The organism is Kitasatospora sp. NPDC029367, from assembly GCF_055569135.1.
Map to the genome: position 1 here is coordinate 15,546 of NZ_JBVHYH010000011.1, position 23,884 is coordinate 39,429.

Genomic DNA, 23,884 nt, shown 5'->3' on the forward strand with positions numbered 1-23,884 from the left:
TGATTTTCGGACCGCCGACCCTCATGGTGGGGTGTTGGGCGCCGTTGGCGGTCTGAAAATCACCCGTCACGCCCCTCTCCGCACCCACCCCCTCCACCGCCCCCTCCCGCAGCGCGTCCCTCTCGCCTGGGTCGGGTGAGGGGGAGGGTGGGGGGTTGGGGTGGGTGGGTTGGTGCGGGGGTGGTGCTGGGGGTGGGTTGGTGGGGGTTCGGGATACTGGGGGTATGAGGCTGACCGAGTTCTGGCGACGGATGTATGCGCACTTCGGGGAGGGGTACGCGGAGTCGTTCGCGGCGGATCATGTGATGAGTGAGTTGGGTGGGCGGACGGTGCGCCAGGCGTTGGAGGCGGGGTGGGAGGCCAAGGACGTGTGGCGGGTGGTGTGTGAGACCCAGGGGGTTTCGGCGCAGTTGCGCTGACGGGTGGTGGGACAGACTGTCGGGGTGACTACGAGCGGAGAGCAGAGGGGCCGGGGCGAACCGGTGCGGGGTGGCGAGGGGGAGCGGTCGTGGGGTGGGATGCCGCCCTGGTTGCCGCGGGCGATGGTGCTGTTCCTGGTGCTGGTGGGGGTGTTCCAGCTCGCGGACTGGGCGTTCCGGCAGTTGATCGATCTGTTCGTGATGCTGCTGGTGGCGTTCTTCCTGTCGTTGGCGCTGGAGCCGGCGGTGGACCGGATGGCGGCGCGGGGGGTGCGCCGGGGGGTGGGGACCTTCCTGGTGTTCGTCGCGGTCGGGGTCGCGGTGGTGGGGTTCCTGGCGGCGCTGGGCACCTTGTTGGTGGATCAGGTGGCGAAGATCGCGGGGGACCTGCCGCACCTGGTGGACAACCTGATCGGCTGGGTCAACCGGACGTTCCACCAGGAGTTGTCGCTGGGGGAGCTGCAGAAGCGGCTGTTGAAGGACTCGGGGACGCTGGAGAACTACGTCCAGCAGGCCGCCGACAACGTCTGGGGGGTGTCCTCCACCCTGCTCGGGGGGCTGTTCCAGGCCTTCACGGTGGGGCTGTTCACGTTCTACTTCACCGCCGAGGGGCCGCGGGTCCGCCGGACGGTCTGTTCGCTGCTGCCGCCCGCCAAGCAGGGCGAGGTGCTGCGGGCCTGGGAGATCGCGCTGGCCAAGACCGGCGGCTACCTGTACTCGCGGGCGGTGCTGGCGGTGGTGTCGGCGGCCGGGCACTGGGTGATGTTCGCGCTGATCGACCTGCCGTACTCGGTGGCGCTGGCGATCTGGGTGGGCGTCATGTCGCAGTTCGTGCCGACCATCGGGACGTACCTGGCGGGTGCGCTGCCGGTGCTGGTGGCGCTCACCGTGGAGCCGGTGGACGCGCTGTGGGTGCTGGTGTTCACGGTGGTCTACCAGCAGGTCGAGAACTACGTGCTGCACCCGAGGATCACCGCCCGGACGGTGGACGTGCACCCGGCGGTGGCCTTCGGGGCGGTGATCGCGGGGGCGGCGCTGCTGGGCGCGGTGGGCGCGCTGATCGCGATCCCGGCGGCGGCGACCCTGCAGGGCTTCGTCGGGACGTACGTGCGGCGGTACGAGGTGGCCACCGACCCGCGGATCGACCGGGGGGAGCAGCGGCGGGCCCGGCGGGAGCTGCGCCGGGAGGCGGCGCGGCGGCTGCGGCGGATGGTCGGCGGCGACGGGGGATGACGGTCGGCGGGGCGGGTGGTCGGGAGGGATCCGGCGGCCCGCCCCGCGGTGTGTTCGGATCTGCCGGGGCTTGAATCGAACAGATGTTCTTTTGTACTCTCCGGCGTGGAGTTTTCCACAGGGCGAGCCGGGTGGGGCTCGTTTGTCAGTGGGACGCGCTAGCGTCGAGGACGATGAAGCGCACAGCACAGAACCCGAGGGAAAAAGCCATGGCAGGTACGGACAAGGAGAAGGCCCTCGAGGCCGCGCTCGCCCAGATCGAGCGGCAGTTCGGCAAGGGCTCGGTGATGCGCCTCGGTGAGAAGGCCAACGAGCCGGTCGAGGTGATCTCCACCGGGTCGACGGCCCTGGACGTCGCCCTCGGTGTCGGCGGCATCCCGCGCGGCCGGGTGGTCGAGATCTACGGCCCCGAGTCCTCCGGTAAGACCACCCTGACGCTGCACCTGGCCGCCAACGCCCAGCGGGCCGGCGGCACGGTCGCCTTCGTCGACGCGGAGCACGCGCTCGACCCGGAGTACGCCAAGAAGCTCGGCGTGGACACCGACGCCCTGCTGGTCAGCCAGCCGGACACCGGTGAGCAGGCCCTGGAGATCACCGACATGCTGATCCGCTCCGGCGCGATCGACCTGGTGATCATCGACTCGGTCGCGGCCCTCGTCCCGCGCGCCGAGATCGAGGGCGAGATGGGCGACTCGCACGTCGGTCTGCAGGCCCGGCTGATGAGCCAGGCGCTGCGCAAGATCGCCGGTGCGCTGAACCAGTCGAACACCACCGCGATCTTCATCAACCAGCTGCGCGAGAAGATCGGCGTCATGTTCGGCTCGCCGGAGACCACGACCGGTGGCCGGGCGTTGAAGTTCTACGCCTCGGTCCGGCTGGACATCCGCCGCATCGAGACCCTCAAGGACGGCACCGAGGCGGTCGGCAACCGGACCCGCGTCAAGGTCGTCAAGAACAAGGTCGCCGCGCCGTTCAAGCAGGCCGAGTTCGACATCCTCTACGGCATCGGCATCAGCCGCGAGGGCGGCCTGATCGACATGGGCGTGGAGCACGGCTTCATCCGCAAGTCCGGCGCCTGGTACACCTACGAGGGCGACCAGCTGGGCCAGGGCAAGGAGAACGCCCGTAACTTCCTGCGGGACAACCCGCAGCTCGCCGACGAGATCGAGCGGAAGATCAAGGGCAAGCTCGGCATCGGCCCGAAGACCGAGGAGCCGGCCGAGGGTGAGCCGGAGACCGCGGCTGCCGACGGCGCGGCCAAGCCGATCACCGCGACCGCCGCCAAGACGGCCGCGGCGAAGAAGACGGCGGCTGCCAAGGCCTGAGCCGTTGATGCAGTACGACATGGTGGGCGGCGGCCCGGCGGACCCCGAGGGCGACGACTTCGGCCCGCCGGACTGGTTCGCTGCGGTCGCCGAGGAGCCCGAGCCGGAGTTCGACCGGGCTCCGGTCCGGGCGGTGCGCGGCCCGGAGCCGGCGGAGCCCTCGGTCGAGGCGCTCGGGCTGGTCGCCGCCTCCGAGCTGCCCACCGGCCGGCGCCGACGCCGCTCGGCGTTGGCGGCCGAGGAGTCGGGTGCTGCCGGCGAGTGGCGTGGGGCCGGGGCGGCCGGTCACGGGGGTGCGGCCGCCCCGCCCGCCCGCTCGCGCCGGGCGCGGCGCGGCGAACGCTCCGACCAGGGCGTGCCGGCGGAGGAGAAGGGCACCGCCCGCGGCTCCCGCAAGCGGGCCGAGGAGCAGACCGATCCGGAGACCCGCGCCCGGGACATCTGCCTGCGACTGCTCACCGGCGCCGCCAAGAGCCGCAAGCAACTCGCCGACGCGCTGCGCAAGCGGGAGATCCCGGAGGACGTCGCCGAGCAGGTGCTCACCCGGCTGGAAGAGGTCGGGCTGATCGACGACGCGGCCTTCGCCGCGGCCTGGGTGGAGTCCCGGCACGCCGTCCGGGGCCTGTCCCGGCGGGCGCTGGCCCAGGAGCTGCGGACCAAGGGCGTCGCCGCCGACCTGGTCGAGCAGGCCCTTGTCCAGGTCGACCACGACGATGAGACGGACGCGGCCCGGGCGCTGGTCGAGCGCAAGCTGCGGTCCACCCGCGGCTTGGACCCGCAGGTCCGCACCCGGCGGCTGGTCGGCGTGCTGGCCCGGCGCGGCTACTCCGAGGGCCTGGCCTTCCGGGTGGTGCGCGCCGCGCTGGAGGAGGAGGCGGCCGCAGAGCCGGCGGGGCCCGAGTGGGAGTAGTGGCGGTTCGCTCTCTTGGTCCGGACCAGGCCGAGTCTTGACCCTTTCGTGACCCGCACCTAGCCTCGCACGCATGAGGATCTCGGCGGGCACCGCTACTGGTGGCTCCCTGGTGCCGATCGTCGGGTCGGCCGTCGCCGTCCTGCTGGTGGTCGCGGTGCTGGTCGTTCTGGTGGTCAGGCGCTCACAGGCCGCCCGGCGGCAGGTGCTGGCCGAGGGAGAACGCCGCCGGGCCGAACTCGCCCGGCGCGAGGAGGACCTGGCCGAGGAGCTCCGTCGGCTGCGCCGGCGCGAGGACGAACTGGCCGCGCGCTCGGCCGAGTTGGAGCGCTCACGGGGCGAGGTCGAGGCGCTCGCGGCCCGCCGGGCGGCGGCCCTGGAGCACGCCGCCGGGCTCTCCGCCGAGCAGGCGCACGCCCAACTGCTGAGCGAGGCCGAGGAGTCGGCCCGGCGGGAGGCGGCCGTCACGGTCCGGGAGATCGAGCGCGGGGCCAAGGAGGAGGGCGAGCGCCGGGCCCGGTCCATCCTGGCCGGGGCGATCCAGCGGCTGGCCTCGGAACAGACCGCGGAGAGCGCCGTCACCGTCCTCCGGCTGCCGGGCGAGGAGATGAAGGGCCGGATCATCGGCCGCGAGGGCCGCAACATCCGCGCCTTCGAGGCGGTCACCGGCGTCAATCTGATCATCGACGACACCCCGGCCTCGGTGCAGCTGTCCTGCTTCGACCCGGTCCGCCGGGAGGCCGCCCGGCTCACCCTGGAGCAGCTGGTCGAGGACGGCCGGATCCAGCCGAGCCGGATCGAGCACGTCCACGAGCGCAGCCGGGCGGAGGTCGAGCAGCGCTGCGTCCGGGCCGGCGAGGACGCCCTGCTGGACGCCCGGATCGGCGGACTCCACCCCGAACTCGTCCGCACCCTGGGCTCCCTGCGCTACCGCGCCTCCTACGGGCAGAACGTGCTCGGCCACCTGCTGGAGTCCGCGCACCTGGCCGGGATGATGGCCGCCGAGCTGGGGGTGGACCCGGAGCCGGTGCGCCGGGCGGCGCTGCTGCACGACATCGGCAAGGCGCTCACCCACGAGGTCGAGGGCAGCCACGCGGCGGTCGGCGCGGACTTCGCCCGGCGGCACGGGGAGTCCCCCGAGGTGGTGCACGCGATCGCCGCCCACCACGGCGAGGTGGAGCCCCGCACGGTGACCGCCGTGCTGACCCAGGCCGCGGACGCCTGCTCGGGCGGACGGCCGGGGGCGCGCAAGGAGTCGCTGGAGCTGTACGTACGGCGGCTGGCCCGGCTGGAGGAGATCGCCCGTTCGCACGCCGGGGTGGCCGAGGTGTACGCGATGCAGGCCGGGCGCGAGGTGCGGGTGATGGTCCGGCCGGACACGGTGGACGACCTCGGGGCGGAGCTGATCGCCCGGGAGGTGGCCCGGCAGGTCTCGGCGGAGCTGACCTACCCGGGCCAGATCCGGGTGACGGTGGTCCGGGAGAGCCGGGCCACGGCGGTGGCCGGTTAGCTCGCCGAGTCGACCTGCTGGGGTTCGGGCTCCGGTGCCGTCCCGGGCTGGGGTTCGGGCTCGGGCTCGGGCGGGCCGGCGATCGGGGCCGGGCCGCCGCGGGCGCGGTCGGCGAGGGCCAGGAGGTCCTCGGCGGCGGCGCCCTGGGTGACGCCGACCAGGTGCCCGTCCGGACGGATCAGCAGGACGGTGTGCGGCCCGGCGCCCGGGTACTCCTCGGTGACCAGCACCTCGGCGGGCACCGGCAGCGCGGCGGCGACCTCGGCGAGCCGGGGCATCAAGCCGGCGCCCAGCCAGTGCTCGGTCGACCAGACGGCGGTGCCGGGGGCGACCAGCAGCAGCAGGAAGGTGGCGCCCAGCCGGGAGTGCAGGTGGTCCGGGGTGCCGTCGGCGGCCAGTACCGGGAGGTCCGGGACGAGTACGCCGGGGGCGGTGGCGGGCAGCAGTTCGCTGAGCGAGGTGGTGCCGCGGGCGCCGCGCTGGACCGGGACCCTCCCGGGGACGCCGGAGGGCGCCGCCGGGTAGGCGGGGGCGCCGCCGAAGCGGCCGGTGCCCAGCTGGCCGTCGGCGAGCATCGGCGCGTGCTTGCGGAAGCCGCCGACCAGCAGCGAGCGGCGGGTCTGCTGCCAGCCGCGCAGCGGGCGCAGCAGCGGCATCGCCTGGTCTACGGCGCGCAGCCGGGCGCCGACCGCGCCGCGCCGTTCGGCCTCGTAGCCGTCCAGCAGCGAGCCGCCGGGCTGGGGGCCGCCGGAGTGGAGGTGCCAGGCGAGGGCGAGCCGCCAGGCGAGGTTGTCGGCGTCGCGCAGCCCGTCGGCGAGGTTCTGCATGCCGAGGGCGCCGTGCAGGTGGGCGGCGTCGCCGGCGAGGAAGCAGCGGCCGTTGCGGAAGCGGGCGGCGAGGCGCTGCTGGGCGGTGTGGTCGGCGGCGGCGAGCAGCTCGTAGCGGGGGAGTTCGCCGCACCAGCCGGTGAGGGTGGCGGTGACCCGGGTGAGCAGGGTGTCGCCGGTGACGATGCCGGGCCAGGTGGCGTGCGGGTCGACCTGTTCGGTGGGGGCGGGGCGGCCGGGGGGCAGGCGCCAGTCGATCCGCCAGACGCCGTCGGGCAGCGGGCGGGCGGTGGCCTCGCGGTCGCCGCGCCACGGGGGTTCGCGGTGCAGCCGGGCGCCGTCGAAGGGCAGGTCGACCCGGACGGTGGCGATGGCGTTGCGGTCGACCGCGGGGCGGCCGGGGAAGCGGATCTTCAACAGCTTGCGGACGGCGGACCGGGCGCCGTCGCAGCCGACCAGGTGGCTGCCGCGCCACCAGGTGCTGGAGCCGTCCTGGGTGCCGTGGGTGCGGACGCTGACCCCGTCGCGGTCCTGTTCGAGTTCGACCACCCGGTTCAGCGGGACCAGCCGGACCAGCGGGGTGCCGGTCAGGGCGTCCCGCAGGCCGCGCTGGAGGCGGTGCTGGGGGAGGTGGAAGGTGGGCGAGTCGGTGAGGTCGATCCGCAGCACCTCCTGACGGCGGCGCCAGACCGCGAAGGAGTCCCACAGGGCCGAGTCGGAGACGGCCCGGGAGTAGCCGATCCGGGTCAGGAAGGCGGTGGAGTCGGCGCCGAGGACGACGCTGCGGGGGCCCTCCGGGCAGAGCCCGGAGCCCTCGTCCAGGACGACGGTCGGCACCTCGTGCCGGGCCAGCGCGAGGGCCAGGGCCAGACCGACCGGTCCGGCCCCGACCACGATCACCGGATCCATGCGGGGACCTCCGGGGACGAACCGGCCCATGGGCCGGCGTCAGTTACCGCTGCCGCATATGCCGCGTGGATGCTCCCGGGAGGTGTCACGAAGAGCAATGCAACAGTTCGCCTGGGTGTCCGTCAAGCAGCAGATGAAGTGCGCCGGTTCGCGCCGCGACGGCCACGTGCTTCGATCCACCGCGCGAGCGCGGTCAACAGGAGGCACAGGACGATGTAGATCGGGGCGATCACCAGGACCACGGGGATGTAGGGGAAGCCCGCGGCGTTCATCGGCTGGCTGGCGATCTTCTTGCCCATGAACAGCAGCTCGTTGTACGTGATGATGTAGCCGAGCGAGGTGTCCTTGAGGGTGACGACCAGCTGGCCGATCATCGACGGCAGCATCGAGCGGACGGCCTGCGGCACCAGGATGCCGGACATCACCTGGGTCTTGCGCATCCCGAGGGCGTACGCCGCCTCGCTCTGGCCGCGCGGTACGGCGTTGACGCCGCTGCGGATGATCTCCGCCTGGACCGCGCCGTTGTACAGGGTGAGACCGAGCACCAGGGCCCACATCGGGTCCTTGGCGAAGAACGCGTAGTAGAGCGCGACGATCAGGATCAGCAGCGGCATCGCCCGGAAGAACTGGACGATCGAGGTGCAGGTCCAGCGGACCGGCTTGTGGTCGGACAGCTGTCCGGCGGCCAGCAGCGCGCCCAGGCTGAGCGAGAGGGCGGCCGCCAGGCCGAAGGCCTTGAGGGTGGACAGCAGGCCGTCCACGATCATCTGCTGGACGAAGGTGTACTGGAACGGGTCCCACAGGTCGGCGTCGAACTGGCCGTTGTCGGCGAGCGTGGAGACCACGTACCAGAGCAGGCCGGCGATGGCGACCGCCCCGAGGGCGCCGAACAGGCGGTAGCGGGCCCGGGCCCGGGGGCCGGGGGTGTCGTAGAGGACGCTCGCCGAAGCCTGGCGCTGGAACAGACTCATCGGGCCACCGCCAGTCGGGATTCCAGGAAGCGGAAGAACGAGGCGACCGTCGCGCTGATCAGCAGGTAGGCGCAGGCCACCCAGAAGAAGATCGCGAAGATCGAGTAGCCGCGCTCGGAGAAGGTCTGCTGGGCGCTGTACAGCTCACCGACGCTGAACGCGCCGGCGATCGCCGAGTTCCTCGGCAGGGCGATGAACACGCTGCTCATCGGGGCCAGCACGGTCCGGGCGGCCTGCGGCAGGACGACCAGGGTGAGGGTCTGGGCGAAGCTCATGCCGAGGCTGCGGGCGGCCTCCGCCTGGCCGAGCGGCACGGTGTTGATGCCGGAGCGGATCACCTCGCAGACGAACGAGGCGGTGTACCCGCCGAGCGCCACCACCGCGAAGGTGAGGTGGCTGAAGTGCACGCCCAGCGGCGGCAGGCCGAAGGTGACGGCGAAGAACAGCAGGGTCAGCGGGGTGTTGCGGAACAGCGTCACCCAGGTCGTGCCGAAGGCGCGCAGGACCGGCACCGGGGAGACCCGGAAGGCCGCCAGCAGGGTGCCCAGCAGCAGGGCGAGCAGGGCGCTGAGCGCGCTCAGCTCGATCGTCTGCAGGAAGCCGTCGCGGAACAACGCGAAGTTGTCCTGCTCGAACAGGAACCCCATCCGGCGGCCCTCCTCTCACAGATGGTCGGATCGGTTGGTCGGGGCCGGTCCCCCGGGGAGGCGGGGGACCGGGGGAGGATCAGTAGCGGTCGAGGGTGGGGACGGCGGGCGCGGCCGAGCCGGACGCACCGAGGGTGGCGTCGTAGGCCTTCTTCCAGTCGCCGTTGTCCTCGTGGGCCTTGAGGGCGTCGCTGATCGCGTCCCGCAGCGCCTTGTCGTCCTTGTTCAGGCCGACGCCGTAGTTCTCCTTGGTGAAGGGCTTGCCGACGACCTTGAGCTTGGGGGCGTACTTGGAGGCGTAGCCGTTGAGGATCGCGTCGTCGGTGGTGACCGCGTCGACCTCGCCGTTGAGCAGCTTCTCGACGCAGGCCGAGTAGGTGTCGAACTGGGTGATCTTCGGGCTGTACTGCTGGATGTTCTTGATCGAGGTCGAGCCGGTGGCGGTGCAGACGTTCTTGCCGCTGATGCTCTCCGGGCCGGTGATCGAGGTGTTGTCCTTCTTCACCAGGAAGTCCTGGCCGGCGATGTAGTACGGGCCGGCGAAGGAGACCGTCTTCTTGCGCTCGTCGTTGATGCTGTAGGTGCCGACGTAGAAGTCGATCTGGCCCTTGGCGATGGCCGGCTCGCGCTGCGAGGAGACCAGCGTCTGCCACTTGATCTGCTGCGGGGTGAAGCCGAGGTCGGCGGCGACCATCTTGGCGATCTCGATGTCGAAGCCGCTGCGGTCGCCGCTGGCGACGTCCTCCCAGCCGAGGTTCGGCTGGTCGGCCTTGGCGCCGATGATCAGCTGGCCGCGCTTCTTGGCCTCGGCCAGGACCGGGGAGTCGACCTTGACGTCGGTCTTGACCGTGTAGGTCGGCAGCGCCGGGGCGTTGCTGGCGCTCGCCGCGTTGGAGGAGGAGGCGGGGGTGCCGTCCTTGCCGCAGGCGGCGGTGGCGGTGAGCGCGACGGCACAGAGCGCCACGGCGAGGGTGCGGGAAGTCCTCATGAGGGTTGATCTCCTGGGGCTGGGCCACGGCGTCGACCGGGCTCTGGCGTCTGGAAGTTGGTGCACGTGCGGGGTCGGCCGGCGTCCTTTGCCGACGGCGGCCCCGGTGGTCTCGGAGGTGTCCCGACCGGTCCCGGCCGTTCCGGCCGGGGGCCGGGCGTCAGTGGTGGAGGATCTTGGAGAGGAAGTCCTTGGCGCGGTCGGAGCGCGGCGCGGTGAAGAAGGCGTCCGGGGTGTTCTGCTCGACGATCTTCCCGTCGGCCATGAACAGCACCCGGTTGGCGGCGGAGCGGGCGAAGCCCATCTCGTGGGTGACCACGACCATGGTCATGCCGTCGGCGGCCAGCTGGCGCATGACCTCCAGCACCTCGTTGACCATCTCCGGGTCGAGCGCCGAGGTCGGCTCGTCGAAGAGCATCACCTTCGGCTTCATCGCCAGCGCCCGGGCGATCGCCACGCGCTGCTGCTGGCCGCCGGAGAGCTGGGCCGGGAACTTGTCCGCCTGGGCCCCGACGCCGACCCGGTCGAGCAGCTCGCGGGCGGTCTTCTCGGCGTGCCCGCGGAGCACCTTGCGCACCTTGACCTGTGCCAGGACGACGTTCTCCAGCACGGTCTTGTGCGCGAACAGGTTGAAGCTCTGGAAGACCATGCCGACCTCGGCGCGCAGCCGCGCCAGCTCCCGGCCCTCGGCGGGCAGCGGGCGGCCGGACAGGGTGATCTCCCCGGAGTCGATGGTCTCCAGCCGGTTGATCGTCCGGCAGAGCGTGGACTTGCCCGATCCGGACGGGCCGATCAGCACCACGACCTCGCCCTGGCGGATCTCCAGGTCGATGTCCTGGAGCACGTGCAGCGCGCCGTAGTGCTTGTTGACCTTGTTCAGCACAACCAGCGGGGCGGCTGCGGGGGTGGAGTCCTCGACCGGGCTCTCGGACATCGCGCCTGCTCCCTAAACTGTGTCGAACCGGGGTAAACCCTGCCTGCCCCGGAAGTTCCAACTCCCTTGGGCGGCAATGGTGATAAGAAATCCGGGAGCCGCGACCGGCGGAGCCGCAGCCCCCGGTGGGGCGACCTTAGGAGCGGTGACGGTGCCCCGTCAGCCGATCTGAGCGGAACTTGAGGATCACGAAACGGCCACGCGATCCGTACGCACTGTTCGCGAGTGTGTCGACGGGGCATGTCACAGCGGGGATCCGGGTCGGTGCCCGCCGTCCCCCGCGGGCCCGGTCCGCGGCCGAACCTGGCGCCGGGCGGCACACTGGCCCATACTGCGCAGGACCGGTCCCGGACCGATCGGTCCGGTGATCACAAGGGGGAAGGAGGAGAACAGGATGCGACTGCTGCTCGTCGAGGACGACGAACGGGTGGCCGCGGCACTGGTCGCGGTGCTCGGCCGGCACGGCTTCCAGGTGCGGCACGCCCGCAGCGGGCACGAGGCGCTGGACGCCCTGGTGCCGGACGGCAACGACCCGTACCGCGTCGTACTGCTCGACCTCGGGCTGCCCGACCGCGACGGCTTCGAGGTGTGCAGCCGGATCCGGGCCGGCAGCGGAGTCCCGGTGATCATGGTGACCGCCCGTGCCGACATCCGCTCCCGGATCCACGGTCTCAACCTGGGCGCCGACGACTACGTCACCAAGCCGTACGACATGGGCGAGCTGCTCGCCCGCATCCACGCCGTCGCCCGCCGCGGCGCCCAGCCGTCCTCGGTGGCGGTGCCCGCGCCCGACACCGTGCCGCAGCAGCGCGGCCCGCTGGAGTCCCGCGGCATCCGGATCGACCGGGAGCGCCGCCGGGTCAGCGTGGACGGCCGCGACGTCCCGCTCACCCGCAAGGAGTTCGACCTGCTGGCGCTGCTCGCCCAGAGCCCCGGCGTGGTCTACCGGCGCGAGCAGATCTTCAGCGAGGTCTGGCGCAGCGGCTGGGAGGGCAACGGCCGCACCCTGGAGGTGCACATCGGCTCGCTGCGCAACAAGCTGGCGCTGCCCGGCCTGGTCGAGGCCGTGCGCGGCGTCGGCTACCGGCTGATCCCCGACTCCCCGGCCTCCCCCGCGACCGACCGGACCCCGGCCTCCCCCGCGGAGCACTGACCGCACGTGCGCACCCGCCTGCTCGGCATCCTGATCGCCCTCATGCTCTGCGTCCTGGCCGCCCTGGGGCTGCCGCTCGCGGCGGCGTTCGCGGCGGCCGAGCAGAGCAGGGTGGTGGTCGACCGGCTCGACGACGCCGCCCGCTTCGCCCAGGACCTGCCCACCTCCGGCGCCTCGCTGGACTCCGCCCGCAAGGGCGACCCGGAGCCCGCCCCCGGCGACCTCAGCCGGCGGCACGCGATCGTCACCGAGGTCCAGCGCTACTACGACCTGTACGGCGTCCGGCTCGGCATCTTCCAGCGCGACGGCACGTCGATAGCGGTCGCGCCCGGCGACTGGGGGGTGCCCGCCGTCGGCTGGGGCGCCCAGGCCTTCCAGGAGGCGCTGGACGGGCGGCGCAGCCACAACCCGCCGCAGGTCTGGCCGTGGACCGAGGACCGGACGATCACCGTCGCCGCCCCCGTGGTGCGCGACGGCGACGTGGTCGCGGTGGTGCTGAGCGAGTCGCCGACCGGGGCGCTGCGGGCCCGGGTGCTGCACAAGTGGCTGGTGCTGGCGGGCGGCGAGGCGGCCGCGATGGCCGTCGCCGTGCTGCTGGCCGTCCGGCTCACCGAGTGGGTGCTGCGGCCCGTCCGCACCCTCGACCGGGCCACCCACGACATCGCCACCGGCCAGATGGCCGCCCGGGTCGCGCCCGGCGGCGGGCCGCCCGAACTCCAGCGGCTGGCACGCTCGTTCAACGAGATGGCGGACCACGTGGTGCACGCCATGGACCAGCAGAAGGCCTTCGTCGCGGACGCCTCGCACCAGCTGCGCAACCCGCTCTCGGCCCTGCTGCTGCGGGTCGAGGTGCTCGGCCTGGAGCTGCCCGAGGGGCACGAGGAGGAGCTCAGCGGCGTCCGGGAGGAGGGCTCCCGGCTGGCCCGGGTGCTGGACGACCTGCTCGGGCTGGCCACCGCCGAGCACGCCCGCCCCGAACCCGAGCAGACCGACCTCGCCCAGCTGACCCTCGCCCGGGTGGACGGCTGGCGGCCGGTCGCCGAGCAGCGCGGGATCGAGCTGCGCTGGGACGGCCCGGCACTGGCGATCGGGATGGCCGACCCGATCGGCTTCGGTTCGGCGCTGGACGCCGTCCTGGACAACGCGCTCAAGTTCGGCCCGGCCGGCAGCCAGGTGCGGCTGCGGGTCGTGGTGCGCCGGGACGAGGTCGCGGTGACCGTCAGCGACGCCGGGCCCGGGCTGACCGAGGACGAGCTCGCCCGGGCCGGGGACCGGTTCTGGCGCAGCGCGCGGCACCAGAACGTGGACGGCTCCGGACTGGGCCTGTCGATCGCCCGCACCCTGCTGGCGGCGGGCGGCGGCTCGCTGGGCTTCGCCCCGGTCCGGCCGACCGGGCTCGCGGTGACGCTGGCGGTGCCGCGGCCGGAACGGCCGTAGGGCCCCGGACTGCCAGGGCCGCTGCGGCTGCCACGGCCGCTCAAGCTGCTACGGCCGTTACGGCTTTACGGAGCGGTAGTAGCGCGCGGCGCCCGTGTGCAGCGGGAGCGGGTCGGTGTAGACCGCGGTGCGCAGGTCGACCAGCTGGGCGGCGTGCACCTGGGCGCCGATCTGGTCCCGGCTGTCGATCACCGCCCTGGTCATCCCCTCGACCAGCCCCGGGTCCACGTCGTCCCGGGTGATCAGCAGGTTGGGCACGGCCATGGTGGCGACGGCGTCCTTGGGCTCGGCGTTCGGGTAGGTGCCCTTGGGCATGGTGGCCGCCCGGTAGGCGGCCACGCCGTCCCCCTCGGCCTTGTGCAGCGCCTCGGAGAGGTCGCCCAGCGGGACGACCCGGATCCTCATGTGGTCGGAGAGGTCGGTGAGCGCGCTGGTCGGCAGGCCGCCGGACCAGAAGAAGGCGTCGATCTTGTGGTCGCGCAGCTCGTCCGAGCCGTCGCTGACGCCCCCGGGGACGGGGGTGATGTCGTGGTCCGGGTCCAGGCCCGCCGCGGCCAGCAGCCGCCTGGTGACCAGGTTCACCCCGGACTGCGGCAGGCCGACACCCACCCGCAGGCCCTTGAGGTCGGCGGTGCGGTGCACCGGGGAGTCGGCCGGGACGATCAGCTGCAGGTAGTCGTCGTACAGCCGGGCGATCGCCCGGAGCCTGCCCTTGCCGGGGCCCTGGTAGGCGGCGACGGCGTCGGCGGTGGCGATGGCGAAGGTGTCCTGGCCGTCGACCACCCGGCGGAGGTTGTCCACCGAGCCCTCGGAGCTGTCCAGGGCCAGCCGCACCCCCGGCATGGTCTGCGAGACGTGGCTCTGCAGCAGCTGCCCGTACCGGTCGTAGACCCCGCGCGGGACGCCGGTCGCGAAGCGGGTCTCCCCGCGCGGGTAGCCGGGCGAGCGGCCCGCCGACAGCCACCAGCCGCCGAACCCGGCCACCAGCAGCACCAGGACCAGCACGGTCCGCCACAGCGGGCTGCGGGCCGCGCGGCGGACGGCGGCGCCGAGTCGTGACGGATCGGTGGGGGTCATGCAGGGATAGTGCCAGGCGCCCGGGCCGAACGGGAGGGGAACGGCCGGTGGAAAGCTCGGGGAGCCGTTCCGCGAAGATCCGGGGAAAGGCGGCCCGCGGCTGCCCGTACCCTGGTCTGGTGAGCGGTGAGAGCGGATTGAAGAGCTACAAGGTCGTCACGCACGGCTGCCAGATGAACGTCCACGACTCCGAGCGGCTGTCCGGCCTGCTGGAGGACGCGGGGTACGTCAAGGCCGGTCCCGAGGGCGACCCGGACCTGGTCGTGTTCAACACCTGCGCGGTGCGCGAGAACGCCGACAACAAGCTGTACGGCAACCTCGGGCAGCTCGCGCCGGTCAAGAGCCGCCACCAGGGCATGCAGATCGCCGTCGGCGGCTGCCTGGCCCAGAAGGACCGCGAGTCCATCGTGAAGCGCGCCCCCTGGGTGGACGTGGTGTTCGGCACCCACAACATCGGGCACCTGCCGGCGCTGCTGGAGCGGGCCGCGGTCGAGCGCAGGGCCCAGGTCGAGATCCTGGAGTCGCTGGAGACCTTCCCCTCCACGCTGCCCACCCGCCGCGAGTCGGCGTACGCGGCCTGGGTCGCGATCTCGGTCGGCTGCAACAACACCTGCACCTTCTGCATCGTCCCGGCGCTGCGCGGCAAGGAGGAGGACCGCCGCCCCGGCGACGTCCTCGCCGAGATCGAGGCGCTGGTCGACGAGGGCGTCATCGAGGTGACCCTGCTCGGCCAGAACGTCAACGCCTACGGCTCCGACCTGGGCGACCGCGAGGCCTTCTCCAAGCTGCTGCGCGCCGCCGGGCAGATCGAGGGCCTGGAGCGGATCCGCTTCACCTCGCCGCACCCGCGCGACTTCACCGACGACGTGATCGCCGCGATGGCCGAGACCCCGAGCGTGATGCACCAGCTGCACATGCCGCTGCAGTCCGGCTCGGACCGCGTCCTCAAGGCGATGCGCCGCTCGTACCGGCAGGACCGGTTCCTCGGGATCATCCGCAAGGTCCGCGAGGCGATGCCGGACGCGGCGATCTCCACCGACATCATCGTCGGCTTCCCCGGCGAGACCGAGGAGGACTTCGAGGAGACGATGCACGTCGTCCGCGAGGCCCGCTTCACCAACGCCTTCACCTTCCAGTACTCCAAGCGCCCCGGCACCCCCGCCGCGGAGATGGCGGACCAGGTGCCCAAGGAGGTCGTCCAGGCCCGCTACGACCGGCTGATCGCCCTCCAGGAGGAGATCTCCTGGGACGAGAACAAGAAGCAGGTCGGCCGCACCCTGGAGATCCTGGTCGCCGAGGGCGAGGGCAAGAAGGACGACCGGACCCAGCGCCTGTCCGGCCGCGCCCCCGACAACCGGCTGGTCCACTTCACCAAGCCGGACGAGCCGGTGCGCCCCGGCGACGTGGTGACCGTCGAGATCACCTACGCCGCCCCGCACCACCTGCTGGCCGAGGGCCCGACCCTCGCGGTGCGCCGCACCCGGGCCGGCGACGCCTGGGAGAAGCGCCAGGCCCAGCCGGCCGGCAAGCCGGCGGGCGTCATGCTCGGCCTGCCGAAGATCGGCGCCCCGGCCGAGCTGCCGCTGGCCGCCCCGGCGGGCGGCGCCTGCTGCGGCGACTGACCCGCGTGCCGTGAGACCGCACGGCCCGGCCCGAGCCCTCCGGCTCCGGCCGGGCCGTTCGGCATTCCGGCTAAGGTGATCCACATGCTGGTAGCCGCCGCCGTGTGCCCCTGTCCGCCGCTGCTCGTCCCCGAGGTCGCCGCCGGGGCCGCACCCGAGCTGGACGGGCTGCGCGCCGCCTGCGACGAGGCGCTGGCGGCGCTGGTCGCGGCCGGACCGGAGCTGGTCGTGGTGGTGGGCACCGGGCCGGAGGCCGAGGTGTGGACCGAGGGCGGGGCCGGCTCCTTCCACCGTTACGGGGTGCCGCTGGTCGCCAAGCTGCCCGGCGGGCGGGTCGAGGGGCCGGAGCTGGCGCCCTCGCTGACCGTCGGGGCCTGGCTGCTGAAGCGCGCCGGGGTGACCGTGCCGACGCACGCCTGTGCGGTGCCCGCGGACGCACCCGTCGACCGGATGCTCGGCCTCGGCCAGGGCCTGGCCGGGCTGGCCGACAAGGTCGCCCTGCTGGTGCTCGGCGACGGCAGCGCCTGCCGCTCGCTCAAGGCCCCCGGCTACCTGGACGAGCGGGCCGAGGGCTTCGACGCCGCCCTGGCCGCCGCCCTGGGCTCGGCCGACGTGGCGGCCCTGGCGGCCCTGGACCCGGCGCTGGCCGCCGAGCTCAAGGCCGAGGGGCGGGCGCCCTGGCAGGTGCTGGCCGGTGCGGCCGAGGGCGCCGGCCTCGCCGCGCGGCTGGGCTACCAGGACGCGCCGTACGGGGTCGGGTACTTCGTGGCGTCCTGGTCGTAGCCCCTTCGCCGGTCAGGCCTGCGGGGGCTGTGCCTCGCCGCCCGGCTTGGGCTTGTGGGCGAAGTCCTCCACCGCGCCCTTGGCCTTGTCGGCGCCGTGCTCGATCTTGTCGCTGTACTTGCCCTTGGTGGCCTTGTCGATCGCGCCGCCGGCCTTGTCGACCATGTGCTCGATCTGGTCGCTGTGCTTGCCAGCGAGCTCGCTGGCCTTCTCCTTGAGCTCCTCGGCCTTGCCCTTGAGGTTGTCCATCAGGCCCATGGTGATCTCCTTCGTTCCCTGTCTCCTGCACAACGCACGGGACCGGTCAAGAGTTCGCAAAGCCGGCCCGGTGCGGGGCAGGCCGGAGGCGGTCCGGGGAACAGTCACATCCTCGCGCAGTCGGCGGCGGGCGGCAGCCCGGCCCCGGGTGCCGCGCCGGTTTGGGAGACTGGAGCGGTGAGCAGCTCCCGTGTGATCAGCATCGTCGGCGCGACCGCCGCCGGAAAGTCCGACCTGGCCGTCGCCATCGCCCGCAGCCTCGGCGGCGAGGTGATCAACACCGACTCGATGCAGCTGTACCGGGGCATGGACATCGGCACGGCGAAGCTGACCGTGGCCGAGCGCGGGGGAGTGCCGCACCACCTGCTGGACGTCTGGGACGTCACCGAGGCCGCCAGCGTCGCCGAGTACCAGCGGCTGGCCCGGGCCGAGATCGACCGGCTGCTGGCCGCCGGGCGCACCCCCGTCCTGGTCGGCGGCTCCGGACTGTACGTCCGGGCCGCGATCGACGAGATGGAGTTCCCCGGCACCGACCCGCAGGTCCGCGCCCGGCTGGAGGCCGAACTGGAGCAGGACGGCCCGTACGCGCTGCACCGGCGGCTGGCCGGGCTGGACCCGGCGGCCGCCGAGGCGATCCTGACCAGCAACGGGCGCCGGATCGTCCGCGCCCTGGAGGTCATCGAGATCACCGGGCAGCCGTTCACCGCCAACCTGCCGAGCAACACCGCGGTCTACGAGGCGGTGCAGATCGGCGTCGCGGTGTCGCGCCCCGAGCTGGACGAGCGGATCACCCTGCGGGTCGACCGGATGTGGGAGGCCGGGCTGCTGGACGAGGTGCGCGCGCTGGAGCGGGTCGGGCTGCGGGAGGGCCGGACCGCCTCCCGGGCGCTCGGCTACCAGCAGGTGCTCGACCACTTCGCCGGGGAGTGCACCGAGGACGAGGCACGGGCCGAGACGGTCCGGGCCACCAAGCGCTTCGCCCGCCGCCAGGAGTCCTGGTTCCGTCGGGACGACCGCATCCACTGGCTCTCCCGGCCGGCCGGGACCGACCCGGTCGAGCTGCTGGAACGGTCCCTGGAACTGATCGACCGTCAGGGAGTTCCGGCCGCATAGGGCCTGTTCCGGCCAATTCGGCGGTGCAGCTGCGCGCGCAGGCGACCGTGCAGGACGAACCGGGGGTCACGGCCCGATCACGTGATGGCCACGGATCACCCGAGGACCCCGGGCAGGGCCCGAACGCCCCCTCTGGACATGCCATCATCGATGCCGTAAGGGTCGGCCCGCGCGGGCCGACCGTGCCCGGCCGCGAGTCCGCTCGTGTCGAACTGTCAGGGGAGGCCGCGTGTCGACGGGTACCGGCCCCGAATCCGGCCAGAGCGGGAGTGTCACCGCACCGGCCGAGGAGTTCGACGAGTCGACCAGGGGCGACCTCCCCGTGCTGACCGGGCTGGAGGCGCCGACCTCGTACGCGGCCGCGGTGCCCGCACTGGACACCCGCACCCCGCCGGACGCCGCCGTGCACGAGCGGGAGATCCGGCCGCGGCGCCGGCTCCGCTGGTGGCAGACCCTGCCGATCGCCCTGCTCGGCACCCTCGGCTCGCTGATGTTCGCCTTCCCGCTCGCCTTCGGCTCGGCCGGGGCGCGGGCCACCATGGTCGGGATGCTCGGGCTGCTGTTCACCGCCGCCTCGGTCGGCTGGGGCGCGATGGCCGCCCGGCACGCCGGCTACAAGTGGCCGGGACTGCCGCGCCGGGGCTCCGGGCAGCGGGCCGGCTGGAAGGCCATCGTGGTCTACACCCTGATCGCGCTGGCCGCCTGCGCGCTCGCGGTGTGGCGGGTCGCCTACCTGCGCTGAGCCGGGCCCCGGCCCGCCCCGCCGGCGCCCTCAGTACCATCGGTGCGGTGAGCGCATCCTCTCCTCAGCGGCCGGCCGGTCTCCCCTTCTTCAAGGGCCACGGCACCCAGAACGACTTCGTGATCGTGCCGGACCCGGACGGCCTGCTGGAGATCGGCCCGGAGGCCGTCGCCGCGCTGTGCGACCGCCGGGCGGGCATCGGCGGCGACGGGCTGCTGCGCGTGGTGCGCGCGGCCGCCGACCCGGCCGCCGCGGACCAGGCCGACCGGGCCGAGTGGTTCATGGACTACCGCAACTCCGACGGCAGCATCGCCGAGATGTGCGGCAACGGCCTGCGGGTGTTCGCCCGCTTCCTGGTCGAGGCGGGCCTGGCGAAGCCCGGCGAGCTGGCGATCGCCACCCGCTCCGGGGCGCTCACCGCGACGGTCGCCGAGGACGCCGCGGACGGCACGCCCGGCGAGGTCACCGTCGACATGGGCCGGGCGAGGCTGCCCGGGCCGGACGGCATCGAGGTCACGGTCGGCGAGCGGCGCTGGCCCGCCCTGAACGTCAACATGGGCAACCCGCACGCGGTGGCCTTCGTGGAGAGCCTGGACCACGCCGGGGACCTCTTCACCGCCCCGCTCACCAGCCCCGCGGGCGCCTACCCGGAGGGCGTCAACGTCGAGTTCGTGGTGGACCGCGGCCCGCGGCACGTGGCGATGCGGGTGCACGAGCGCGGCTCGGGCGAGACCCGCTCCTGCGGCACCGGCGCCTGTGCCGTCGCGGTGGCGGCCATCCGCCGGGACGGCGCGGACCCGGCGGTCACCGGCGAGGCGGTCGCCTACACGGTGGACGTGCTGGGCGGCCGACTGGTCATCACGGAGCACCCGGACGGCCGGGTGGAGATGACCGGTCCGGCGGTGATCGTGGCGGAGGGGCGGCTCGACCCGCGCTGGTGGGAGTCGATCGGCCGACGGTGACGGCCCGGTTTGCCCAATTCGTACGGTGACGAATCCCCCCGATCGGGTGATAGCGGTCGCAGACGGGAATCACGGCGTCGCGGAACGTGCTCTGCTCGGTAGCATGGACCACCGGGTCGATCGCCCCTGGGAGGGGTAGCAGGATCAGCCCCCCGCAAGGGGTCGCGCCCGGCGACGTTGCCGGAGGTGCCGATGACCATCGAAGCCGGGCAGTCCCTCACGGGGCAGCCGACGACCGCACGGCAGGCCGGGGCCAGGCGGCCCCTGGGGGAGCTCGGCCGGGCCGCGCTCGGCCGGGCCGGCCGGGCCGCCCTGCTGGCCACCGGCCGGCCGCCCGTGCCGGACGCCCTGGAACCGCTGGTCCAGGTGCACCGGCGGCACCACCCGCAGGCGGACCTCGCCCTGCTGGCCCGGGCGTACCGGCTGGCCGAGGCCAGCCACCGCGGCCAGAAGCGCAAGAGCGGCGAGCCGTACATCACCCATCCACTGGCCGTCACCATGATCCTGGCCCAACTCGGCGCCGGGACGACCACCTTGGTCGCCTCGCTGCTCCACGACACCGTCGAGGACACCGAGTTGACGCTGGAGCAGGTGGGCGCCGGGTTCGGGCCCGAAGTCGCCTACCTGGTCGACGGGGTGACCAAACTGGAGAAGGTCGACTTCGGCGCCGCCGCCGAGGCCGAGACCTTCCGCAAGATGCTGGTCGCCACCGGGGACGACGTCCGGGTGATGGTGATCAAGCTCGCCGACCGGCTGCACAACATGCGCACCATCCGGCACATGAAGCCGGCCAGCCAGGTGCGGATCGCCAAGGTCACCCGGGACGTGCTGATCCCGCTGGCCGAGCGGCTCGGCATCCAGGTCCTCAAGGCGGAGCTGGAGGACATCGTCTTCGCCACCCTGCACCCCGAGGAGTACGCCCGCACCCGGGGCCTGATGGCCGGTCACGAGGCCGAGCCGGACACCGTGCTGGAGCCCTTCGCCCGCCGGCTGGCCCGCCAGCTCGCCGAGACCGGGGTCGCCGCCGAGGTGACGGTACGGCCCCGGCACTGCGTCTCGCTGCACCGGGTGCTGATCAAGCGGGCGGCGGCGCCCGGGCGGGACGGCCGGCCGCAGGAGCCGCAGCCGGCCGACTTCGGGCGGCTGCTGGTGGTGGTCGAGGAGAACGCCGACTGCTACGCGGTGCTCGGCGAGCTGCACACCTGCTGGACGCCGCTGCCCGGGGAGTTCAAGGACTTCGTCGCCGCCCCCAAGTTCAACCTCTACCAGTCGCTGCACACCGCCGTCGCGCTGGAGGGCGGCGCGGTGGTCGAGGTGCTGGTGCGGACCAGGCGGATGCACGAGGTGGCCGAGACCGGGGTGGTCGCGCTCGGCGACCCGTCCCCGGCCGGGCCGGCCCAGGACACCGACGAGCTGGACCGCACCGACCCGGCCCGGCCCGGCTGGCTCAGCCGGCTGCTGGAGTGGCAGCAGGAGACCCCCGACCCGGACGCCTTCTGGTCCGCGCTCACCGCCGACCTGGCCGGGGACCGCGAGATCACCGTGGTGACGGAGAGCGGTGAAACGCTTCAGCTGAGGGCCGGGGCCAGCTGTGTGGACGCCGCCTACCTGCTCGGCGAGGAGACCGGCCACCGATGTATCGGCGCCCGGGTCAACGGCCGGCTCACCGCGCTGTCCACCCCGCTGCAGGACGGGGACGTCCTGGCGGTGCTCACCGAGAGCCTCCCGCCCGGCGGCGGGGCCCAGCCGTCCGGGCCGTCCCCGGAGTGGCTGGCGCACGCCCGTACCCCCGCCGCCCGGCTGGCCATCGAGCGCTGGCTGGCCGACCACCCGGTCGGGCTGCCGGTGGTGCGCACCGGCCCGGCCGGCGGCCAGCCCGCCCCGCCCGCGCACCGGGCGGGCGAGCGCCGCTCCGCCCCCGTCGTGGTGGCCGGCCGGCCCGGGGCGCAGGTGCGGCTGGCCCGCTGCTGCACGCCCGTCCCCCCGGACACGGTGGCCGGCTACCCGATCCGCGGCGGCGCGGTGGCCGTGCACCGCACCGCCTGCCCCGCCGGGCAGCGGCTGCGCGCCGACGGCCGGGCCGAACTGGAGGTCCGCTGGCAGCCCGAGGACGCCCCGGCGGCCGGGCACCGGGTGACCCTGCGGGCCGAGGCGCTGAACCGGCCCCGACTGCTCGCCGACCTCACCGCGGCGATCTCCGCCGAGGGCGTCGGCATCGTCTCCGCCGAGGTCGAACCGCCGCAGGAACTGCGGGTCCGGCACACCTACACCGTCGAGCTGCCCGAGCCGGGCGCGCTGCCCGCCCTGATGCGGGCGATGCTCAAGGTTTCCGGGGTGTACGACGTCAGCCGCCCGCACGCCCCCGAGGGGACGCAGACCCGGCACTCCGGCGGAAATGGGGGTGACCGGCCCGCACCGGGCGTGCGACCATCGTGGGGAATTCACGGCCGGTCCACGGCGTTCTCAGGGCAGAGGAGCCCCGGTGGGATCCACGGGACCACGCCGAAGCCATCCAGCGACCAAAGGACAGAATGACCTCCACGTTCGAAGCCCGCGACCACGCCGACGCCCCGCGCCGCCTCGACGGTCTGCGAGCGGAAGCCCTCATGGACGAGGACCTCGCGGCCATCGACGAGGACCTCGGCCACAGTTACGACGGCGACCAGTACGACCGCAGTGAGCGCGCCGCCCTGCGCCGGGTCGCCGGCCTCTCCACCGAACTCGAAGACGTCACCGAGGTCGAGTACCGCCAGCTCCGCCTGGAGCGCGTGGTGCTCGTCGGTGTCTGGACGGACGGCACCCTGGAGGAGGCGGAGAACTCGATGGCCGAGCTCGCCGCGCTCGCCGAGACCGCCGGTTCCGAGGTGCTGGACGGCGTCATCCAGCGCCGCGACAAGCCCGACGCGGCCACCTACATCGGCTCCGGCAAGGCGAAGGAGCTGCGCGACATCGTCGCCTCCACCGGCGCCGACACCGTGGTCTGCGACGGTGAGCTCACCCCCGGCCAGCTGATCCACCTGGAGGACGTGGTCAAGGTCAAGGTCGTCGACCGGACGGCCCTGATCCTGGACATCTTCGCCCAGCACGCCAAGTCCCGGGAGGGCAAGGCGCAGGTCTCGCTCGCGCAGATGCAGTACATGCTGCCGCGGCTGCGCGGCTGGGGTCAGTCGCTGTCCCGGCAGATGGGTGGCGGTGGCTCCGGTTCCTCGGGCGGCGGCATGGCCACCCGTGGTCCCGGTGAGACCAAGATCGAGACCGACCGGCGCCGGATCCGCGAGAAGATGGCGAAGCTCCGCAAGGAGATCGCCGACATGAAGAAGGGCCGCGACACCAAGCGCCAGGAGCGCAAGCGCCACCAGGTGCCGTCGGTGGCCATCGCGGGCTACACCAACGCCGGCAAGTCCTCCCTGCTCAACCGGCTCACCGGCGCGGGCGTGCTGGTGGAGAACGCGCTGTTCGCCACCCTGGACCCGACCGTGCGCCGGGCCGAGACCCCGAGCGGGCGGCTCTACACCCTGGCGGACACCGTCGGCTTCGTCCGGCACCTGCCGCACCACCTGGTCGAGGCCTTCCGCTCGACCATGGAGGAGGTCGCCGACGCGGACCTCATCCTGCACGTGGTCGACGGCTCGCACCCCGAGCCGGAGACGCAGCTGGCCGCCGTCCGCGAGGTCATCGTCTCGGTCGACGCGCAGAACGTGCCGGAGATCGTGGTGATCAACAAGGCCGACGCCGCCGACCCGCACGTGCTGCAGCGCCTGCTGCGCCGCGAGCCGCACGCCATCGTGGTGTCGGCCCGCACCGGGGCCGGCATGGAGGAGCTGCTCAAGCTCATCGACGACGAGCTGCCGCGACCGGCCGTCGAGGTGCGGGCCCTGGTGCCCTACACCCAGGGCGCGCTGGTCTCCCGGGTGCACAAGGAGGGCGAGCTGATCGCCACCGAGCACACCGGCGACGGCACGCTGCTGCACGCCAAGGTGCCGGCCGAGCTGGCCGCCGAGCTGGAGCACTTCGCGGTGGCCCTGCAGGGCTGATCCGCTCGTCGAGGTGGCCCCCGGACGTTC

21 protein-coding genes are annotated in these 23,884 nt (G+C 73.3%); 14 read left to right on the top strand and 7 right to left on the bottom strand.

Going from position 1 to position 23,884, the window contains the following annotated elements; all coding sequences use genetic code 11:
* Positions 1-224: 224 nt before the first annotated feature.
* The 5 genes from ACZ4W5_RS08765 to rny all read left to right on the top strand — a co-directional run bounded on the left by ACZ4W5_RS08765 (position 225) and on the right by rny (position 5,397).
* Positions 225-419: a DUF3046 domain-containing protein gene (locus tag ACZ4W5_RS08765; protein ID WP_360237453.1), complete on the top strand. Its 195-nt coding sequence runs from the start codon at positions 225-227 to the stop codon at positions 417-419.
* A 99-nt stretch (positions 420-518) separates the two neighbouring features.
* Positions 519-1,652 (top strand): AI-2E family transporter, encoded by a 1,134-nt coding sequence (locus tag ACZ4W5_RS08770; protein ID WP_360237455.1) that lies wholly within the window; start codon positions 519-521, stop codon positions 1,650-1,652.
* A gap of 209 nt (positions 1,653-1,861) precedes the next feature.
* Positions 1,862-2,977 (top strand): recombinase RecA, encoded by a 1,116-nt coding sequence (gene recA / locus ACZ4W5_RS08775; RefSeq protein WP_360237457.1) that lies wholly within the window; start codon positions 1,862-1,864, stop codon positions 2,975-2,977.
* A 7-nt stretch (positions 2,978-2,984) separates the two neighbouring features.
* On the top strand, positions 2,985-3,887 hold the full coding sequence (locus ACZ4W5_RS08780; RefSeq protein WP_465653653.1) for a regulatory protein RecX: 903 nt from the start codon (positions 2,985-2,987) through the stop codon (positions 3,885-3,887).
* Between the two features lie 73 nt (positions 3,888-3,960).
* A complete protein-coding gene (gene rny, locus ACZ4W5_RS08785) occupies positions 3,961-5,397 on the top strand; it encodes a ribonuclease Y (RefSeq protein WP_465653654.1) in 1,437 nt (478 codons plus the stop codon).
* Here rny and ACZ4W5_RS08790 read toward each other — a convergent pair.
* The 5 genes from ACZ4W5_RS08790 to ACZ4W5_RS08810 form a co-directional block, all read right to left on the bottom strand.
* Positions 5,394-7,133, bottom strand: coding sequence for an FAD-dependent monooxygenase (locus tag ACZ4W5_RS08790; RefSeq protein ID WP_465653655.1), 1,740 nt, complete (start codon positions 7,131-7,133; stop codon positions 5,394-5,396). The genes rny and ACZ4W5_RS08790 overlap by 4 nt on opposite strands.
* A 122-nt stretch (positions 7,134-7,255) precedes the next feature.
* Complete coding sequence (locus ACZ4W5_RS08795) at positions 7,256-8,104, bottom strand: amino acid ABC transporter permease (RefSeq protein WP_360237465.1); 849 nt, start codon at positions 8,102-8,104, stop codon at positions 7,256-7,258.
* On the bottom strand, positions 8,101-8,751 hold the full coding sequence (locus ACZ4W5_RS08800) for an amino acid ABC transporter permease (protein WP_360237467.1): 651 nt from the start codon (positions 8,749-8,751) through the stop codon (positions 8,101-8,103). Before ACZ4W5_RS08800 ends, ACZ4W5_RS08795 begins: the two co-directional genes overlap by 4 nt.
* A 79-nt stretch (positions 8,752-8,830) precedes the next feature.
* Positions 8,831-9,739, bottom strand: a complete 909-nt coding sequence (locus tag ACZ4W5_RS08805; protein WP_360237469.1) for a glutamate ABC transporter substrate-binding protein — start codon at positions 9,737-9,739, stop codon at positions 8,831-8,833.
* A gap of 160 nt (positions 9,740-9,899) precedes the next feature.
* The gene (locus ACZ4W5_RS08810) at positions 9,900-10,673 is read right to left on the bottom strand and encodes an amino acid ABC transporter ATP-binding protein (RefSeq protein WP_360237471.1); all 774 of its coding nucleotides are present in this window, start codon (positions 10,671-10,673) and stop codon (positions 9,900-9,902) included.
* 394 nt (positions 10,674-11,067) lie between these two features.
* Between ACZ4W5_RS08810 and ACZ4W5_RS08815 the strand changes: the two genes are divergently transcribed.
* Positions 11,068-11,826 (top strand): response regulator transcription factor, encoded by a 759-nt coding sequence (locus tag ACZ4W5_RS08815; protein WP_465653656.1) that lies wholly within the window; start codon positions 11,068-11,070, stop codon positions 11,824-11,826.
* 6 nt (positions 11,827-11,832) lie between these two features.
* The gene (locus tag ACZ4W5_RS08820; RefSeq protein WP_360237475.1) at positions 11,833-13,263 is read left to right on the top strand and encodes a sensor histidine kinase; all 1,431 of its coding nucleotides are present in this window, start codon (positions 11,833-11,835) and stop codon (positions 13,261-13,263) included.
* Between the two features lie 57 nt (positions 13,264-13,320).
* Here the strand turns inward: ACZ4W5_RS08820 and ACZ4W5_RS08825 are convergent, their stop codons facing one another.
* Entirely contained in the window at positions 13,321-14,340 is a 1,020-nt protein-coding gene (locus ACZ4W5_RS08825) for a TAXI family TRAP transporter solute-binding subunit (RefSeq protein ID WP_465653657.1), read from the bottom strand.
* A 119-nt stretch (positions 14,341-14,459) separates the two neighbouring features.
* Here ACZ4W5_RS08825 and miaB point away from each other — a divergent pair, with 119 nt between their 5' ends.
* Together miaB and ACZ4W5_RS08835 are read left to right on the top strand one after the other, a co-directional pair.
* Entirely contained in the window at positions 14,460-15,962 is a 1,503-nt protein-coding gene (gene miaB, locus ACZ4W5_RS08830; RefSeq protein ID WP_360237479.1) for a tRNA (N6-isopentenyl adenosine(37)-C2)-methylthiotransferase MiaB, read from the top strand.
* Positions 15,963-16,046: 84 nt separating this feature from the next.
* Positions 16,047-16,745 carry a class III extradiol ring-cleavage dioxygenase family protein gene (locus ACZ4W5_RS08835; protein ID WP_465653658.1) on the top strand — a complete coding sequence of 233 codons (699 nt, stop codon included), beginning with the start codon at positions 16,047-16,049 and terminating at the stop codon, positions 16,743-16,745.
* A 12-nt stretch (positions 16,746-16,757) separates the two neighbouring features.
* Here the strand turns inward: ACZ4W5_RS08835 and ACZ4W5_RS08840 are convergent, their stop codons facing one another.
* Positions 16,758-17,003 carry an antitoxin gene (locus tag ACZ4W5_RS08840; protein WP_360237483.1) on the bottom strand — a complete coding sequence of 82 codons (246 nt, stop codon included), beginning with the start codon at positions 17,001-17,003 and terminating at the stop codon, positions 16,758-16,760.
* Between the two features lie 177 nt (positions 17,004-17,180).
* Here ACZ4W5_RS08840 and miaA point away from each other — a divergent pair, with 177 nt between their 5' ends.
* The 5 genes from miaA to hflX all read left to right on the top strand — a co-directional run bounded on the left by miaA (position 17,181) and on the right by hflX (position 23,854).
* Entirely contained in the window at positions 17,181-18,116 is a 936-nt protein-coding gene (miaA, locus tag ACZ4W5_RS08845; RefSeq protein WP_360237485.1) for a tRNA (adenosine(37)-N6)-dimethylallyltransferase MiaA, read from the top strand.
* Positions 18,117-18,345: 229 nt separating this feature from the next.
* The gene (locus ACZ4W5_RS08850) at positions 18,346-18,858 is read left to right on the top strand and encodes a hypothetical protein (protein WP_360237487.1); all 513 of its coding nucleotides are present in this window, start codon (positions 18,346-18,348) and stop codon (positions 18,856-18,858) included.
* A gap of 47 nt (positions 18,859-18,905) precedes the next feature.
* Positions 18,906-19,820, top strand: coding sequence for a diaminopimelate epimerase (gene dapF, locus ACZ4W5_RS08855; protein WP_465653659.1), 915 nt, complete (start codon positions 18,906-18,908; stop codon positions 19,818-19,820).
* 192 nt (positions 19,821-20,012) lie between these two features.
* Positions 20,013-22,355, top strand: a complete 2,343-nt coding sequence (locus ACZ4W5_RS08860) for a RelA/SpoT family protein (protein WP_360237491.1) — start codon at positions 20,013-20,015, stop codon at positions 22,353-22,355.
* A complete protein-coding gene (gene hflX / locus ACZ4W5_RS08865; RefSeq protein ID WP_360237493.1) occupies positions 22,352-23,854 on the top strand; it encodes a GTPase HflX in 1,503 nt (500 codons plus the stop codon). Before ACZ4W5_RS08860 ends, hflX begins: the two co-directional genes overlap by 4 nt.
* Positions 23,855-23,884: the final 30 nt, after the last annotated feature.